This window comes from Extensimonas perlucida, from assembly GCF_007655255.1.
GTDB lineage: Bacteria > Pseudomonadota > Gammaproteobacteria > Burkholderiales > Burkholderiaceae_C > Extensimonas > Extensimonas perlucida.
In genome coordinates, this window is record NZ_VMYE01000015.1 from 1 (window position 1) to 13,607 (window position 13,607).

12 protein-coding genes and 1 pseudogene are annotated in these 13,607 nt (G+C 64.9%); 7 read left to right on the forward strand and 6 right to left on the reverse strand.

The features are described from left to right. Window positions 1-180 precede the first annotated feature (180 nt). Window positions 181-444: pseudogene (locus FK527_RS12170) on the forward strand (transposase); the annotation flags it as partial. 109 nt (window positions 445-553) lie between these two features. On the opposite strand, the gene FK527_RS12175 reads toward FK527_RS12170, so the two are convergent. Continuing rightward, window positions 554-1,555, reverse strand: coding sequence for a pseudouridine synthase (locus tag FK527_RS12175; RefSeq protein WP_246072783.1), 1,002 nt, complete (start codon window positions 1,553-1,555; stop codon window positions 554-556). Window positions 1,556-1,835: 280 nt separating this feature from the next. On the opposite strand from FK527_RS12175, the gene FK527_RS12180 reads away from it, so the two are divergent. Further along, on the forward strand, window positions 1,836-2,996 hold the full coding sequence (locus FK527_RS12180) for a porin (RefSeq protein ID WP_144734195.1): 1,161 nt from the start codon (window positions 1,836-1,838) through the stop codon (window positions 2,994-2,996). Window positions 2,997-3,159: 163 nt separating this feature from the next. Here FK527_RS12180 and FK527_RS12185 read toward each other — a convergent pair whose 3' ends face one another. Together FK527_RS12185 and FK527_RS12190 are read right to left on the reverse strand one after the other, a co-directional pair. Next, window positions 3,160-4,863 (reverse strand): long-chain fatty acid--CoA ligase, encoded by a 1,704-nt coding sequence (locus tag FK527_RS12185; RefSeq protein ID WP_144734198.1) that lies wholly within the window; start codon window positions 4,861-4,863, stop codon window positions 3,160-3,162. A 34-nt stretch (window positions 4,864-4,897) separates the two neighbouring features. Beyond that, window positions 4,898-6,610, reverse strand: a complete 1,713-nt coding sequence (locus FK527_RS12190; RefSeq protein WP_144734201.1) for a long-chain fatty acid--CoA ligase — start codon at window positions 6,608-6,610, stop codon at window positions 4,898-4,900. Window positions 6,611-6,834: 224 nt separating this feature from the next. Here FK527_RS12190 and FK527_RS12195 point away from each other — a divergent pair, with 224 nt between their 5' ends. The 5 genes from FK527_RS12195 to FK527_RS12215 all read left to right on the forward strand — a co-directional run bounded on the left by FK527_RS12195 (window position 6,835) and on the right by FK527_RS12215 (window position 11,412). Continuing rightward, on the forward strand, window positions 6,835-7,848 hold the full coding sequence (locus tag FK527_RS12195) for a sulfate ABC transporter substrate-binding protein (RefSeq protein WP_144734204.1): 1,014 nt from the start codon (window positions 6,835-6,837) through the stop codon (window positions 7,846-7,848). A gap of 102 nt (window positions 7,849-7,950) precedes the next feature. Continuing rightward, window positions 7,951-8,796, forward strand: a complete 846-nt coding sequence (gene cysT, locus FK527_RS12200) for a sulfate ABC transporter permease subunit CysT (RefSeq protein ID WP_144734387.1) — start codon at window positions 7,951-7,953, stop codon at window positions 8,794-8,796. Then, the gene (cysW, locus tag FK527_RS12205; RefSeq protein WP_144734207.1) at window positions 8,793-9,692 is read left to right on the forward strand and encodes a sulfate ABC transporter permease subunit CysW; all 900 of its coding nucleotides are present in this window, start codon (window positions 8,793-8,795) and stop codon (window positions 9,690-9,692) included. The genes cysT and cysW overlap by 4 nt, the downstream gene beginning before the upstream one ends. A gap of 7 nt (window positions 9,693-9,699) precedes the next feature. Continuing rightward, entirely contained in the window at window positions 9,700-10,836 is a 1,137-nt protein-coding gene (locus FK527_RS12210) for a sulfate/molybdate ABC transporter ATP-binding protein (protein WP_144734210.1), read from the forward strand. 57 nt (window positions 10,837-10,893) lie between these two features. Then, on the forward strand, window positions 10,894-11,412 hold the full coding sequence (locus FK527_RS12215; RefSeq protein ID WP_144734213.1) for a disulfide bond formation protein B: 519 nt from the start codon (window positions 10,894-10,896) through the stop codon (window positions 11,410-11,412). A 22-nt stretch (window positions 11,413-11,434) separates the two neighbouring features. Here FK527_RS12215 and argA read toward each other — a convergent pair whose 3' ends face one another. From argA to FK527_RS12230, 3 genes are read right to left on the reverse strand one after another with little or no spacing between them, the layout of a single operon-like run. Then, window positions 11,435-12,781, reverse strand: coding sequence for an amino-acid N-acetyltransferase (gene argA / locus FK527_RS12220; RefSeq protein ID WP_144734216.1), 1,347 nt, complete (start codon window positions 12,779-12,781; stop codon window positions 11,435-11,437). A gap of 15 nt (window positions 12,782-12,796) precedes the next feature. Beyond that, a complete protein-coding gene (locus tag FK527_RS12225) occupies window positions 12,797-13,210 on the reverse strand; it encodes a PIN domain-containing protein (RefSeq protein WP_144734219.1) in 414 nt (137 codons plus the stop codon). Next, window positions 13,210-13,563: a hypothetical protein gene (locus tag FK527_RS12230; protein ID WP_144734222.1), complete on the reverse strand. Its 354-nt coding sequence runs from the start codon at window positions 13,561-13,563 to the stop codon at window positions 13,210-13,212. The genes FK527_RS12225 and FK527_RS12230 overlap by 1 nt, the downstream gene beginning before the upstream one ends. Window positions 13,564-13,607 lie beyond the last annotated feature (44 nt).

Consider the following 13,607-nt stretch of genomic DNA (forward strand, 5'->3'; position numbering starts at 1 on the left):
GGCTCACGGTGGGCGCCTTGCCGGGAACCGGCGGCAAGTCGGGAGCCGTCAGGCCAATCGCTTGAACCCCTGGCTTCTCATCGACGCTGACCGTGTAAATCGGATTCGGCCGCCCATCATGAACGGCGAGCCTGTCAGAAACTTTGTGTGTGAGGCATAACATTGCCACAAGGAGCATGTATGCCAAGCAAGACAAAGACAGCCGCAGCAGCGGACAAAGTGACGCATCCGGCCATCCCGGTAGAACTGCTGGAAGAGTTGATTCCTGGGCCGGTGACGCCGGCGCAGCTCGAAGACGTTTTCCAGCGGTTCAAGAAGGCCTTCATCGAACGCGCACTGGGGGCCGAGCTGAGCCAGCATCTGGGCTACGCGACGGGCCACGCCAAACCCGCAGGCGTAACCAACCACCGCAATGGCAAGAGCGCCAAGACGGTATTGACGGACCTGCGCTATGTCTATGAAGAGATCCTAAGCTTGGCCGAGCTCCTCAACCCACGCTCGCTCACCAGCCATGGGGACGCTTGGATCGGAAAAAACGTTCGTAATAAACGAGTTAGCGACCGGGTGCTGTTCCCATCGCCCGCTCCAAACCAACATTTCGTTTGTCTTCGCCCAAAGTGCCCGCAGGCCCTTGCTGCGGCCCTGCGTCCAACGGTAGCAATTGGCGCCGACTCTCGAAGCAGCGCGGCGCACCCGTGAACGGGTCGGTAAAGTGCAGGGTGCGCGCGAGCAGCTGCAGCGGACGAGAAAAGTCTCCCTCGGGCGGGTCGTTGACCTCGGGGTAGAACGCATCGTGGCGCAGCGGCAGGCCCAGCGCGGCCATGTGCACGCGCAGCTGGTGGCGTTTGCCGGTCACGGGCTCGAGCCGGTAGCGTGCCCAGCGGCCCGCCACTTCGAGCAACTCCATGCGCGTGCAGCTGTTGGGCGCGCCCGGCACCTCGTGCATGCGAAAGAACTGCGGGCTTTCCTCGAGGCGGCTGTGGTGCTCGCGCGGGAAGGCCAGGTCCGCACGCCAGCCAGCCACGGCCTCGTACTGCTTGGTGATGCGCCGCTCGCGAAACAGCGCCTGGTACACCCCGCGCGTGCGCTGCTGCACTGAAAACAACACCAAGCCGGCGGTGTCGCGGTCTATGCGGTGCAGCGGCGAAAGCTCTGCCAAGCCGAGCCGGCGTTTGAGGCGCACCAGCAGGCTGTGCTGCACATAGCGCCCGCCCGGCGTCACGGGCATGAAATGCGGCTTGTCCGCGATGAGCAAATGCGCGTCCTGGTAGAGCACCTCTTCGGTAAATGGAATCTCCGGCTCCGACTCCAGGTGGCGGTAATAAAAAATGCGCAAGCCGGGCTCGAAAGGCCGCTCCGGCGTAACCGTTGCACCGCGTTCATCGACCACTTCACCGGCCTCCATGCGCTGCTGCCACGCGGCGCGGCTGAGCGCGGGCAGGCGCTCGGCCAGGTGGTCCAGCATGGTGCCACTGCCGCGTGAAGGCAGCGCCAAGCAACTTGGACTCACGCCTGCACGCATGGGCAAAGGGGCAGGAGGGCGTTGGCGGGACATGGGGCGGAGATTGTAGGAAGCCTGTGCATGTGTTGTTTTTGTGACAAATCTTCTGCCGACCTAGGGATTGCCCCAGCATGCCTGGGTTGGAGGATCGCCTATCTTCGCGGTGTCAATTTTTGCCTGCGCTCTCCGGGATCGGGCGTGTTGCAGTGGCCCACAAGGTCTGCATCGCTAAGCCTGACCTGGTCTCCTCCCAGAGCAAGTGGCGCGGTCAATGATTGTTCATCCATAGGTTTTTTCCAAGCAGCGTTCTCTCTCAGAAAGGCAGGAGACATCAATGAAACATACCCAAAAATTCCAGCGCAGCGCTCTGATGGCAGCCGTCTTGGCGGCAAGCGCCGTGGGTGCGCAGGCGCAGTCGGCTGCATCCAACGTCCGCATGTACGGCGTGCTCGACGTGGGCGTGAGCACGTTCTCGCGTTCGGCCACCGTGGACAAGCGCCTCACGAAGATGAACACCGACACCAACAGCTCTTCGATCTGGGGTATCACGGGTTCCGAAGACCTGGGTGGCGGCCTGGCCGCGCAGTTCGGCCTCGAAGCCGGGCTCGATCCGAAAAGCGGCGGTGCCACGGGTGGCGCCGCCACAGGTGCACAAACCCCGGTTGCCAACGTGCTCTGGCGCCGGGGCTCCTGGGTGGGCCTCAAGAGCAACAGCTGGGGCTCGCTGCGCCTTGGCCGCGACTACACCACGCACACCCTGGCGCAGCTCGTCAACGGCACGGGCATGCCCGACGTCGCGATCAACTCGAGCACTGCCAACCTCATGGTGGCACAGGGGATCGGCAACGATTTCTGGAACAGCAACATGATCCGCTACACGAGCCCGAGTTTCGCGGGTTTCGATGTGGGCGTGCAGTACATCCTGGGCGAGCAGCCGGGTGATTCTTCGGCCGGGCGTGGCATGGGTGGTGTGGTCAGCTATACCCAGGTACCTTTCAAAGTGGCGCTGAGCTACACCAAAAACAATGGCGTCAATGATCCCTCTCAGGGCGCTTTAGGCAACCACGCGAACGACGACGTTCATTACTGGATCCTGACGGGTTCTTATGATGTGGGCAAATACCGTCTGGCTTTCCTGTACGACAAGGTCAGCAACAGCAACAAGATCCCCTATGGCTGGCTCGATTCCAAGGCTTGGTTGATCGGCGGCAACTATGCCTTTACGCCTGAGTTGCGCGTGGGCCTGCAATACAGCGAAATCAATGCCAGCGACGACGCGGTGGCTGGCACGACTTATAAGAAAAAGAGCAAGTACACGGTCATCACCGCGCACTACAGCCTGTCCAAGCGCACTTATCTGTTCTCCACCTTCGGCCACGCGGACAACGGTATCGCTCCGATCCAACCTTTGTGGGGCGGCAGCCAGGGCGGTCAGCAAGCTGTGAAGGGTGACAGCATCAACGGCTTCGTCGTAGGTATGGTGCACCGCTTCTAAGCGACGGCGCTCTTTTTTACTGCGAACCACTCCTTGCCAGCGCTTCCGGGGCAGCCCGGGCGCTGGCTTTTTGTTGGGGGTGGCGTGGGATGGGGAAAATCCACCGAGCTTGCCTGCGTCGCGGTCGCGCTCGGTGGGTCTTGAAACGTATCCGGACTGATTTTTACGACGCTTGCTGCTCTTTTTCTTGCAGCAGTCGCCACATCACCTTGCCGCTGCCGCTCTTGGGCAGGGCGTCGACGAATTCGACGATGCGCGGCACCTTGTAGGCGGCCATGTGCTCGCGGCACCAGGCGATGATGTCTACGGCGCCGACCTTGCCGCGGTATTCCTGGCGCAGCACGACCACAGCCTTGACGGTTTCGCCGCGGTAGCTGTCGCGCGCGGCGATCACGCAGGCTTCGGCGATTGCGGGGTGGCGGAACATGAGCAATTCGACCTCGGCGGGCCAGACCTTGAAGCCGCTGGCGTTGATCATGCGCTTGAGGCGGTCGGTGATGAAGAAGTAGCCGTCCTCGTCCATGCGGCCGAGGTCCCCCGTGCGGAAGAATCGCTTGCCTTCGAACTCGAAGAAGGCTCTTTCAGTGGCCTCGGGCTGCTTCCAGTAGCCACTGAAGACCTGCGGGCCGTGGACGATGATCTCGCCGGATTCGCCTATGGGTAACTCTTGCAAACTTTCCGGGTCCACGATGCGCGCATCCGTGCTCATGAATGGGATGCCCAGGCATTGCTGCTTGGGATGGTCGGGTGGGTTCGAGTGTGAGGGCGCGGCAGTTTCGGTGAGGCCATAGCCTTCGGAATAACGCAATCCATACTGGTCCAGCAGGCGCTGTGCCACGGCTTGGGGCATGGCGGCGCCACCACCGCCGATATAGAGCAGGCTAGAGAGATCGTATTGCGCAAAGTTCGGGCTTGCGAGCAGGTCTATGACCATGGTGGGGATGTTGGTCCAGCTGGTCACGCGCCAGCGCGAAATCAAACGCCCCGCGAGGTCGCGCTCCCAGCGCGGCATGACCACGATTGTGGCGCTGCTGTAGATGGACGAATGCATCATGCTCACCATGCCCGTGATGTGGAACATGGGGACGACCGCGAGGGTGACGTTCTCGGGCGTGCTCGTGCCCCAAAAGCTGCCGGCCACGGCGTTGTGCATGAGGGTGCGGTGCGGGTGCATGCAGCCCTTGGGCATGCCCGTGGTGCCGCTGGTGTAGGGCAGCACGGCGAGGTCATGGGGCCCGACCTCGAGCGCGGGTGGCGCGGCGCTGCACGCGAGCGCCTGCGCCCAGCCGTGCACGCTGCCGCCTTCGAGCGCGGGCAGCGGGTGCTGCGCGGTGAGCCAGCCGGCCCAGGCAGCGGGCGGCGCGTCGGGGCCGGTGACGCCCGCGTCGAAGGCGTCGGTGTAATGCGTCACGAGCAGGTGCTGCAGGCGCTGCGCGGGCGCCAGGCCGTTGCTGGCCTTGGCGAGCTCGGCGGCCAGTTCGGCACTCACGATGGCCGTGCGCGCTTCGGAATCCTGGATGTAGTGCTGCAGCTCGTCGGCCAGGTTCATGGGGTTGACGGGAACGACGACGGCATTCGCGCGCAGGATGGCGAAGTGCGCGAGCACCAGCTGCGGGCAGTTTTGCATGAGCAGGATCACCCGGTCGCCCTTGCGCACGCCTATCGAATGCAGATAAGCCGCCAGGCGCTCGGTGCCGTCGCGCAGCGCGCGGTAGCTGGTCTGGCGGCCGAAGAAGATCAGCGCGGCTTTGTCGGGGTAGCGGCGCGCGCTGACGGCGAGGTTATCCCACAAGGATGTTGCGGGCGGCGTGATGGCGTGGGGCAGGCGGCGCGGCCAGTGTTTGTAGTGGAGACGGGTGGTTTGCATGGTCAGTGATGCATTGCGGGGCTGAGGTTCGTCTTCATGGTTTGTTTTGCTCGGCTTCCTGTAGCAGGCGCCACATCACCTTGCCGCTGCCGCTCTTGGGCAAGGCGTCGACGAATTCGACGATGCGCGGCACCTTGTAGGCGGCCATATGCTCGCGGCACCAGGCGATGATGTCTTCGGCGCTGACCTTGCCGCGGTATTCCTGGCGCAGCACGACCACGGCCTTGACGGTTTCGCCGCGGTAGCTGTCGCGCGCGGCGATCACGCAGGCTTCGGCGATCGCGGGGTGGCGGAACATGAGCATCTCGACTTCCGACGGCCAGACCTTGAAGCCGCTGGCGTTGATCATGCGCTTGAGGCGGTCGGTGATGAAGAAGTAGCCGTCCTCGTCCATGCGCCCGAGGTCGCCCGTACGAAAGAATCGTTTGCCTTCGAGCTCCACGAAAGCCTGCGCCGATGCCTCGGGCTGCTTCCAGTAGCCGTGGAACAGCTGCGGGCCGTGGATGATGATTTCGCCTTGTTCGCCGATGGGCACTTCCTGCAGCGTTTGCGGGTCCATGATGCGCGAATCGGTGCTGAGCCAGGGAATGCCCATGCACTGCAGTTTGGCCTCGTCGGGCGGGTTGAAGTGCGAAGGCGCGGCGGTTTCGGTCAGGCCATAGCCTTCGGCAAAGTGCAGTTGGAATTTTTCGAACAGGCGCTGCGCCACGGCTTGCGGCATGGCCGCGCCGCCGCCGCCGATGAAAACCAGGCTGGAGAGGTCGTATCGATCGAGATGGGGGCTCGCCATCAGGTCTATGACCATGGTCGGGATGTTGAGCCAATGCGTGACACCGTAGTGCGAAATCAGATGGCCGGCGAGGTCGCGGTCCCAGCGCGGCAGGAGTACGACGGTGACGCTGCTGAAGATGGAAGCGTGCAAAAGTGCCACCATGCCCGTGATGTGGAACATGGGTACGACGCCCAGCGACACGGTTTCGGGCGTCATGGTGACCCACAGGCCGGTGGCTTCGACGTTGTGCATCACGCTGCGGTGGGTGTGCATGCAGCCTTTGGGCAGGCCCGTGGTGCCGCTGGTGTAGGGCAGCATGGACAGGTCGTCGGGCCCGATCTCGAGCGCGGGTGGCGCGGCGCTGCACGCGAGCGCCTGCGCCCAGCCGTGCACGCTGCCGCCTTCGAGCGCCGGCATCGGGTGCTGCGCTGTGAGCCAGCTCGCCCAGGCAGCGGGCGGCGCGTCGGGGCCGCTGACGCCCGCGTCGAAGGCGTCGGTGTAATGCGTCACGAGCATGTGCTGCAGGCGCTGCGCGGGCGCGAGGCCATTGCTCGCCTTGGCGAGCTCGCTGGCGAGCTCGGCGCTCACGATGGCCGTGCGCGCTTCGGAATCCTGGATGTAGTGCTGCAGCTCGTCGGCCAGGTTCATGGGGTTGACGGGCACGACGACGGCATTTGCGCGCAGGATGGCGAAGTGCGCAAGCACCAGCTGCGGGCAGTTTTGCATGAGCAGGATCACCCGGTCGCCCTTGCGCACGCCGATCGAATGGAGATACGCCGCGAGGCGTTCGGTGCCCTCGCACAGCTCGCGGTAGCTGGTCTGGCGGCCGAAGAAGATCAGCGCAGGCTTGTCGGGGTAGCGGCGCGCGCTGACCGCGAGGTTGTCCCATAGCGAGGTTGCGGGCGGCGTGATGGCATGGGGCAGGCGGCGCGGCCAGTGTTTGTGATGCGGGCGAAGAGTGGTGGTGCTGGTCATGGGTGTTGGCTCCGAATGAAGAACGGGGTGAATCTGACTTGGTAGGCTAGACCGACATGGACGCGGCAGGCATCAGGGTTGCCCCTGATGTCGCGTCACTTTGGAGACCTTTTCGACCTTCTTTATGCTTTTTTGGGGATTTATTAACAAAAATATATTCGTTTGTGTTTGAACGGGTGCTGCGGACAATGCGTCGATCGCAGATTCCAGCAGGTAGCGCAGACATGATTTCGCTTCGTTTCAGAGCCCTCAAAACCATTCTGGCCAGCGCAGCGCTGGCCGCCAGCACGCTCGCGGCCGCGCAGCAAAGCCTGCTCAACGTGTCTTACGACGTGGCGCGCGAGTTTTACAAGGACTACAACGCTGCGTTCGTCGCGCATTACAAAAAGACCACGGGCCAGGACGTGAAGATCGACCAGTCGCACGGCGGCTCGAGCGCGCAGGCGCGCGCCGTGGCCGACGGGCTGGCCGCCGACGTGGTGACCATGAACACGACCACCGACGTGGAGTTTCTGGCCAGCCAGGGCGTCGTGGCCAAGGACTGGGCGCAAAGGTTCCCGCACAACGCCGCGCCCACGGCTTCGACCATGCTGTTTCTGGTGCGCAACGGCAACCCCAAGGGCATCAAGGACTGGGAAGACCTCGTCAAGCCCGGCGTGCAGGTGATCGTGGTCAACCCCAAGACGGGTGGCAATGGCCGCTACGCCTACCTCGCGGCCTGGGGTGCGGTGCGCGAAAAGGGCGGCAGCGAGGCGCAGGCGGCTGAGTTCGTGGGCAAGCTGTTCAATAACGTGCCCGTGCTCGCCAAGGGCGGGCGCGATGCCACGGCGATATTTTTGCAGCGCAACATCGGCGACGTGCTGATCACCTTCGAGTCCGAGGTGCTGTCCATCGACCGCGAATTCGGCGTGGGCAAGGTCGATGCGGTGTATCCGTCGGTCAGTATCGTGGCCGAGAACCCGGTCGCGGTGGTCGAGCGCACGGTGGCCAAGAAGGGCACGGCGGCGCTGGCCAAGGCGTATCTGGACTATTTGTATTCGGACGAGGCGCAGGAGATCGCGGCCAGGCACGCGATCCGCCCGCGCTCGGAAGCCGTGCTCAAAAAATACGCCGCCACCTTCAAGCCGATCCGCCAGTTCACCGTGGCCAAGTATTTCGGCAGCCTCTCGCAGGCGCAGAAAGTGCACTTCAACGACGGCGGCCAGTTCGACAAGCTCTACACGCCGGGCGCGCGCTGAGCCGCTGGACACAGATCACGTTTGCACATGCTTGCTGCGCATTCCACACTGGCGCCCGAAGCGGGGGCTGAATTTCGCTCCGGGCCGCGGCCTGCTGCACCCATGCCGCGCGCCGCGCGCCGCCGGCCACGGCGCGTGCTGCCGGGCTTTGGCCTGACGCTGGGCTACACGCTGTTTTATCTGAGCGCGATCGTGCTGCTGCCGCTCGTGGCGCTGGTGACCAAGTCTTTCACGCTGAGCTGGGAGCAGTTCTGGCTCGCCGTGAGCGCGCCGCGCGTGCTGGCCTCGTACCGGCTGACCTTTGGCGCGTCGCTGATCGCTGCGCTCGTGAACCTGGTGTTCGGCCTGCTGATCGCCTGGGTGCTGGTGCGCTACGCTTTCCCGGGCAAGAAGATCGTCGATGCGCTCGTCGATCTGCCGTTTGCGCTGCCCACCGCCGTGGCCGGCATCGCGCTTACGGCGCTGCTCGCGGGCAATGGCTGGGTGGGGCAGTACCTGGAGCCGCTGGGCATCGTGCTGGCGTTTCGGCCCGCGGGCATCGTGGTGGCGCTGATCTTCATCGGCCTGCCTTTCGTGGTGCGCACGGTGCAGCCGGTGCTGCAGGACATGGAAAAGGAACTCGAAGAGGCCGCCGCGTGCCTGGGCGCATCGCGCTGGCAGACCTTCAGCAAGGTGATTCTGCCCACCATCGCGCCGGCGCTGCTCACGGGCTTTGCGATGGCGTTCGCGCGTGCCGTGGGCGAGTATGGCTCGGTGATCTTCATTGCGGGCAACATGCCCATGGTGTCCGAGATCACGCCGCTCATCATCATCGGCAAGCTCGAGCAATACGACTACGCCGGCGCGACCGCGGTGGCCGTGGTGATGCTGCTGATCTCGTTCGTGCTGCTGCTGCTCATCAACGCGCTGCAGGCCTGGCAGCGCCGGCGCGCGGGGGTGCTGGCATGAACCCGGCAGCGGCTTCCTTGCGCACTGCCGCGCGCGCCCACAGTGGCACCACCGAGGCGCCTTGGGTGCGCTGGGCGCTGACGGCGCTCGCGCTCGGCTTCATGGTGCTGTTTTTGCTGCTGCCGCTGGCCGCCGTGTTCACCGAGGCGCTGCGCCAGGGGCTGAACGCCTACCTGGCGAGCCTGCGCGAGCCCGATGCCTGGGCGGCGATACGCCTGACGCTGCTCACGGCGGCCATTGCCGTGCCGCTGAACCTGGTGTTTGGCGTGGCCGCGGCCTGGTGCATTGCGAAGTACGAATTCCGCGGCAAGGCGCTCTTGACCACGCTGGTGGACTTGCCGTTTTCCGTCTCGCCCGTGGTGGCGGGGCTGACGTACGTGCTGCTGTTTGGCGCGCAAGGCTGGTTCGGGCCGTGGCTCGCAGAGCACGACATCAAAATCATTTTTGCCGTGCCGGGCATCGTGCTGGCCACGGTGTTCGTGACCTTTCCGTTCATTGCGCGCGAGCTGATTCCGCTGATGCAGGCGCAGGGCAGCGACGAGGAGCAGGCTGCCATCGTGCTGGGCGCCTCGGGCTGGCAGACCTTCTGGCATGTGACGCTGCCCAACATCCGCTGGGGGCTGCTGTACGGCGTGATTTTGTGCAATGCGCGCGCCATGGGCGAGTTTGGCGCGGTGTCGGTGGTGTCGGGGCATATCCGGGGGCAGACCAACACGATTCCGCTGCACGTGGAGATTCTCTACAACGAATACCAGTCGGTAGCGGCGTTTGCCGCGGCCTCGCTGCTCGCGCTGCTGGCCCTGGTCACTTTGGTCATCAAGACCTGGGCCGAGCACCGCAACGAACGCGCGCTGCGCGCGGCGGCGGCCCTGCCGCCCGAGCGGCCCAACACATAGACTTTCCATGAGCATCGAAATCCGCAACATCAGCAAACGTTTCGGCGACTTTCAGGCGCTGCGCGACGTGAGCCTGGACATCGCCTCGGGCGAACTCATCGCGCTGCTGGGCCCCTCGGGCTGTGGCAAGACCACGCTGCTGCGCATCATCGCGGGGCTCGAGACGCCCGACGCGGGCAGCATTGCCTTTGCCGGGCAGGACAGCACCGACGTGCATGTGCGCGAGCGCAAGGTGGGCTTCGTGTTCCAGCACTACGCGCTGTTTCGCCACATGACGGTGTTCGAGAACGTGGCCTTCGGCCTGCGCATGAAGCCGCGTCGCGAGCGCCCGAGCGAGGCGCAGATCCGCGCCAAGGTCATGGACTTGCTGCAGCTCGTGCAGCTCGACTGGCTCGCCGACCGGCATCCCGCGCAGCTCTCGGGCGGGCAGCGCCAGCGCATTGCCCTGGCGCGCGCGCTGGCCGTGGAGCCGCAGGTGCTGCTGCTCGACGAGCCCTTTGGCGCGCTCGATGCCAAGGTGCGCAAGGAGCTGCGCCGCTGGCTGCGCCGCCTGCACGACGAGCTGCACGTGACCAGCATCTTCGTCACGCACGACCAGGAGGAGGCGCTCGAAGTGGCCGACCGTGTGGTGGTCATCCACCGTGGCCGCATCGAGCAAAGCGGCTCGCCGCAGCAGGTGTGGGAACACCCGGCCAGCCCCTTTGTGTATGGCTTTCTGGGCGACGTGAACCTGTTCCACGGCCGCGCGCACGCGGGCCTCGCGCACCTGCAGGGCATGCAGATCGAAGTGCCAGAGCACGCGCAAGCCGACAATGCCAAGGCCTACGCCTACGTGCGTCCGCACGAATTCGACGTGCAGCGTTACGCGCCCGGCGCCGAGCCAGCGGATGCGGGCCGCACGCGCGGCATCGTGGCGCAGCTGGAGCGCGCCATCGTCGTCGGCCCGATCGCGCGGCTGGAACTCGTGCCCAGCGACGAACACCAAGCAGTGCAGAATACGCCCCCCGGGGCGCAGCCGCAGCACGTGATCGAGGCGCAGATCCCCGCGCAGCAGTTCCACGACATGGGCCTGCGCGAGGGTGAAGCGCTGCTGCTCACGCCGCGCCGCGCCCGGGTGTTTCTCGAAGAGGCCGCGGGGATTTGACGCCTTGCTTCATGGCGTTCATTGCGCCTGCGGCGGGCCGATACCACAAGGACGCATATGTTTTGGAACTGGATAGACGCCGCGCCGCGCCGCGTGCTTGCGCTGCTGGCCGCGGTGTGCGTGGCCATGCTGGGCTTTGGGCTGTACCTGCAGTACGGCGTGGGCCTCACGCCCTGCCCGATGTGCATCGTGCAGCGCTACGCTTTGATATTGGTAGCTGTTAGCGCAGGAATGGCGGGCGCTAGAGGCCAAAAAGGCTGGATATTTTCGTGGGCCGCGCTGGGCTTGCTTGCGGCGGGCTTCGGGGCTTTCGTGGCGGCGCGCCAGAGCTGGCTGCAGTGGTATCCGCCCGAGGTCGTGAGCTGCGGGCGCGACTTCTACGGCATGATCGAAAACTACCCGCTGAGCCGCGCCCTGCCCATGATCTTCCGCGGCTCGGGCGACTGCACGGCGGTCGATTGGACTTTTCTCGGCGGCTCGCTCGCGAACTGGGCCTTCGTGGGCTTCGTCGGCCTGGGCGTGGCTTTGCTCGCCGTGCTCGCGCGCGTGGGGCATTGGCGCTTGAAATCCCGCTGAAAGGGGCGCCGGTTTTTGCGTTTCAGAGCTTTTTCACGAGCACCTGGCTGCGCCGGTCCCAGTTGTACTTGCGCTTGCGCGCCTCGGGCAGCCAGTCCGGATCCACGGGCTGAAAACCGCGTTTGAGGAACCAGTGCATGGTGCGTGTGGTGAGCACGAAGATGCTTTGCAGCCCCATGGCGCGGGCGCGCTGCTCGATGCGCTTGAGCAGCTTTTCGCCGTCGCCCTGACTCTGGCTTTGCGGCGAGACGGTGAGCGCGGCCATCTCGCCCGTCTTGGCCTCGGGGTAGGGGTAGAGCGCGGCGCAGCCGAAGATCACGCCGTCGTGCTCGATGATGGTGTAGTGGTCTATGTCGCGCTCGATCTCGGTGCGGCTGCGCTTGACCAGCGTGCCGTCTTTTTCAAAGGGCTCGATGAGCTGCAGGATGCCGCCCACGTCGTCGGGCGTGGCCTCGCGCAGCGCTTCGAGCTTTTCATCGACGACCATGGTGCCTATGCCGTCGTGCACGTAGATTTCGAGCAGCAGCGAGCCATCGACGGCAAACGGGATGATGTGGCTGCGCGCCACGCCGCCCTTGCAGGCTTTGATGCAGTGCTGCAAATAAAAGCCTATGTCGGTGGGCTGCTGGGGCGGCGGCAGCCGCGCGAGCAGCGCCTCGGCGTCGGCCAAAGGCAGCTCGGTGTCTATGGGGTTGTCCTCGCTCTCGGGTTCTTCGGGGTGCACGCGGATACCGGGGATTTCGGTGATGAAGATCAGCTTGTCGGCCTGTAGCGCCAAGGCCACGCTGGTTGCCACCTCTTCCATCGCCAGATTGAAGGCCTCGCCCGTGGGCGAGAAGCCAAACGGCGACAGCAGCACCAGCGCGCCCATGTCGAGCGTGCGCGTGATGCCTGCCACATCGACCTTGCGCACCACGCCCGAGTGTTGGAAGTCCACGCCATCGACGATGCCCACGGGCCGCGCGGTGATGAAGTTGCCCGAGAGCACGCGCACCGTCGCGCCCGCCATGGGCGTGTTGGGCAGGCCCTGGCTGAACGCGGCTTCGATCTCGTAGCGCAGCTGGCCCGCGGCCTCTTGCGCGCAGTCGAGCGCGACCGAGTCGGTGATGCGCATGCCGTGCGAATATTTGGCCTCGTGCCCCTTGGCGCGCAACTGCTCGTTGACCTGCGGGCGAAAGCCGTGCACGAGCACGATCTTCACGCCCATGGCCTGGATCAGCGCCAAGTCCTGCACGATGCTTTGCAGCTTGCCCGCGGCAATGGCCTCGCCCGTGAGCCCGATCACGAAGGTCTGGTGGCGGAACTTGTGGATGTAGGGCGCGACCGAGCGGAACCAGGGCACGAAGGTGAAGTTGAAGACGGCGGACATGGGCGGTGGGGCAAATCAGAGGAAAGGATTTTCCACCACGAGCTTGCCAAAGCGTTGCCCGTGCTGGCCGTCCTCGGTCAGCAGCAGGTCGGCGTTGGCGCGCAGTGCGGATTCGAGGATCAGCGCGTCCCGCCATTGCAGTTGGTAGCGTTCGGCGAGTTGCGCTGCGGCGAGCACGCTTTGCGCCGTGCTGCCCATCACGTAAAAAGCGCTCAGGCGCTCGAGCTGCTGCAGGGCCTCGGCGGCGGGCAGGGGTGGGCGCAGTTTGCGCGTGGTGATTTGGTAGAACTCTTGCAGCACCTGGGTGCTGAGCACGACCGTGTCGCGCGCGCAGGCCTGCGCGATGCGCGCGAGCGCGGCCTCCTGGCGCACGCGGTGGCTCGCGTCCATGGCATAGACGAGCACGTTGGTGTCTATGAAGCAGATCATCAGGCGGCGTCGCCGGATGCGCCGGCAGGATCGGGCGTGGCCGAAGGCGTGGTGGAAGATGCGTTGGAGGATGCGTTGGAGGATGCGCTCGCAGATGCGGCGGAATCGGCAACTGCGGGATAAGGCCGCTCGTGCGCATCGGCGCGCGTCCAGCGTGCGCCTTCGCGGTTTGCCTGGCTGCGCCGCGCCGCTTCGATGAAGGCTTGTGCGGCGGCGCTTTGCCGGTCGTTGCCCAGCGCGTATTCGGCGAGGAATTCGCGCACCTTGGCGCTCACCGAGGTGCCTTCTTGGATGGCGCGCACACGGGCCATTTTGATGATGGATTCTTCCAGGGAGATGGTCAGATTGGCCATGGCAAGCAGCCCCGCGCAAAACACATGAACACGTGAAGCAGTGT

Bases quoted from the DNA above. Each gene is read 5' to 3' on its own strand.
- FK527_RS12175 (WP_246072783.1), bottom strand. From the start codon at position 1,555: ATGTCCCGCCAACGCCCTCCTGCCCCTTTGCCCATGCGTGCAGGCGTG.
- FK527_RS12180 (WP_144734195.1), top strand. From the start codon at position 1,836: ATGAAACATACCCAAAAATTCCAGCGCAGCGCTCTGATGGCAGCCGTC.
- FK527_RS12185 (WP_144734198.1), bottom strand. From the start codon at position 4,863: ATGCAAACCACCCGTCTCCACTACAAACACTGGCCGCGCCGCCTGCCC.
- FK527_RS12190 (WP_144734201.1), bottom strand. From the start codon at position 6,610: ATGACCAGCACCACCACTCTTCGCCCGCATCACAAACACTGGCCGCGC.
- FK527_RS12195 (WP_144734204.1), top strand. From the start codon at position 6,835: ATGATTTCGCTTCGTTTCAGAGCCCTCAAAACCATTCTGGCCAGCGCA.
- cysT (WP_144734387.1), top strand. From the start codon at position 7,951: ATGCCGCGCGCCGCGCGCCGCCGGCCACGGCGCGTGCTGCCGGGCTTT.
- cysW (WP_144734207.1), top strand. From the start codon at position 8,793: ATGAACCCGGCAGCGGCTTCCTTGCGCACTGCCGCGCGCGCCCACAGT.
- FK527_RS12210 (WP_144734210.1), top strand. From the start codon at position 9,700: ATGAGCATCGAAATCCGCAACATCAGCAAACGTTTCGGCGACTTTCAG.
- FK527_RS12215 (WP_144734213.1), top strand. From the start codon at position 10,894: ATGTTTTGGAACTGGATAGACGCCGCGCCGCGCCGCGTGCTTGCGCTG.
- argA (WP_144734216.1), bottom strand. From the start codon at position 12,781: ATGTCCGCCGTCTTCAACTTCACCTTCGTGCCCTGGTTCCGCTCGGTC.
- FK527_RS12225 (WP_144734219.1), bottom strand. From the start codon at position 13,210: ATGATCTGCTTCATAGACACCAACGTGCTCGTCTATGCCATGGACGCG.
- FK527_RS12230 (WP_144734222.1), bottom strand. From the start codon at position 13,563: ATGGCCAATCTGACCATCTCCCTGGAAGAATCCATCATCAAAATGGCC.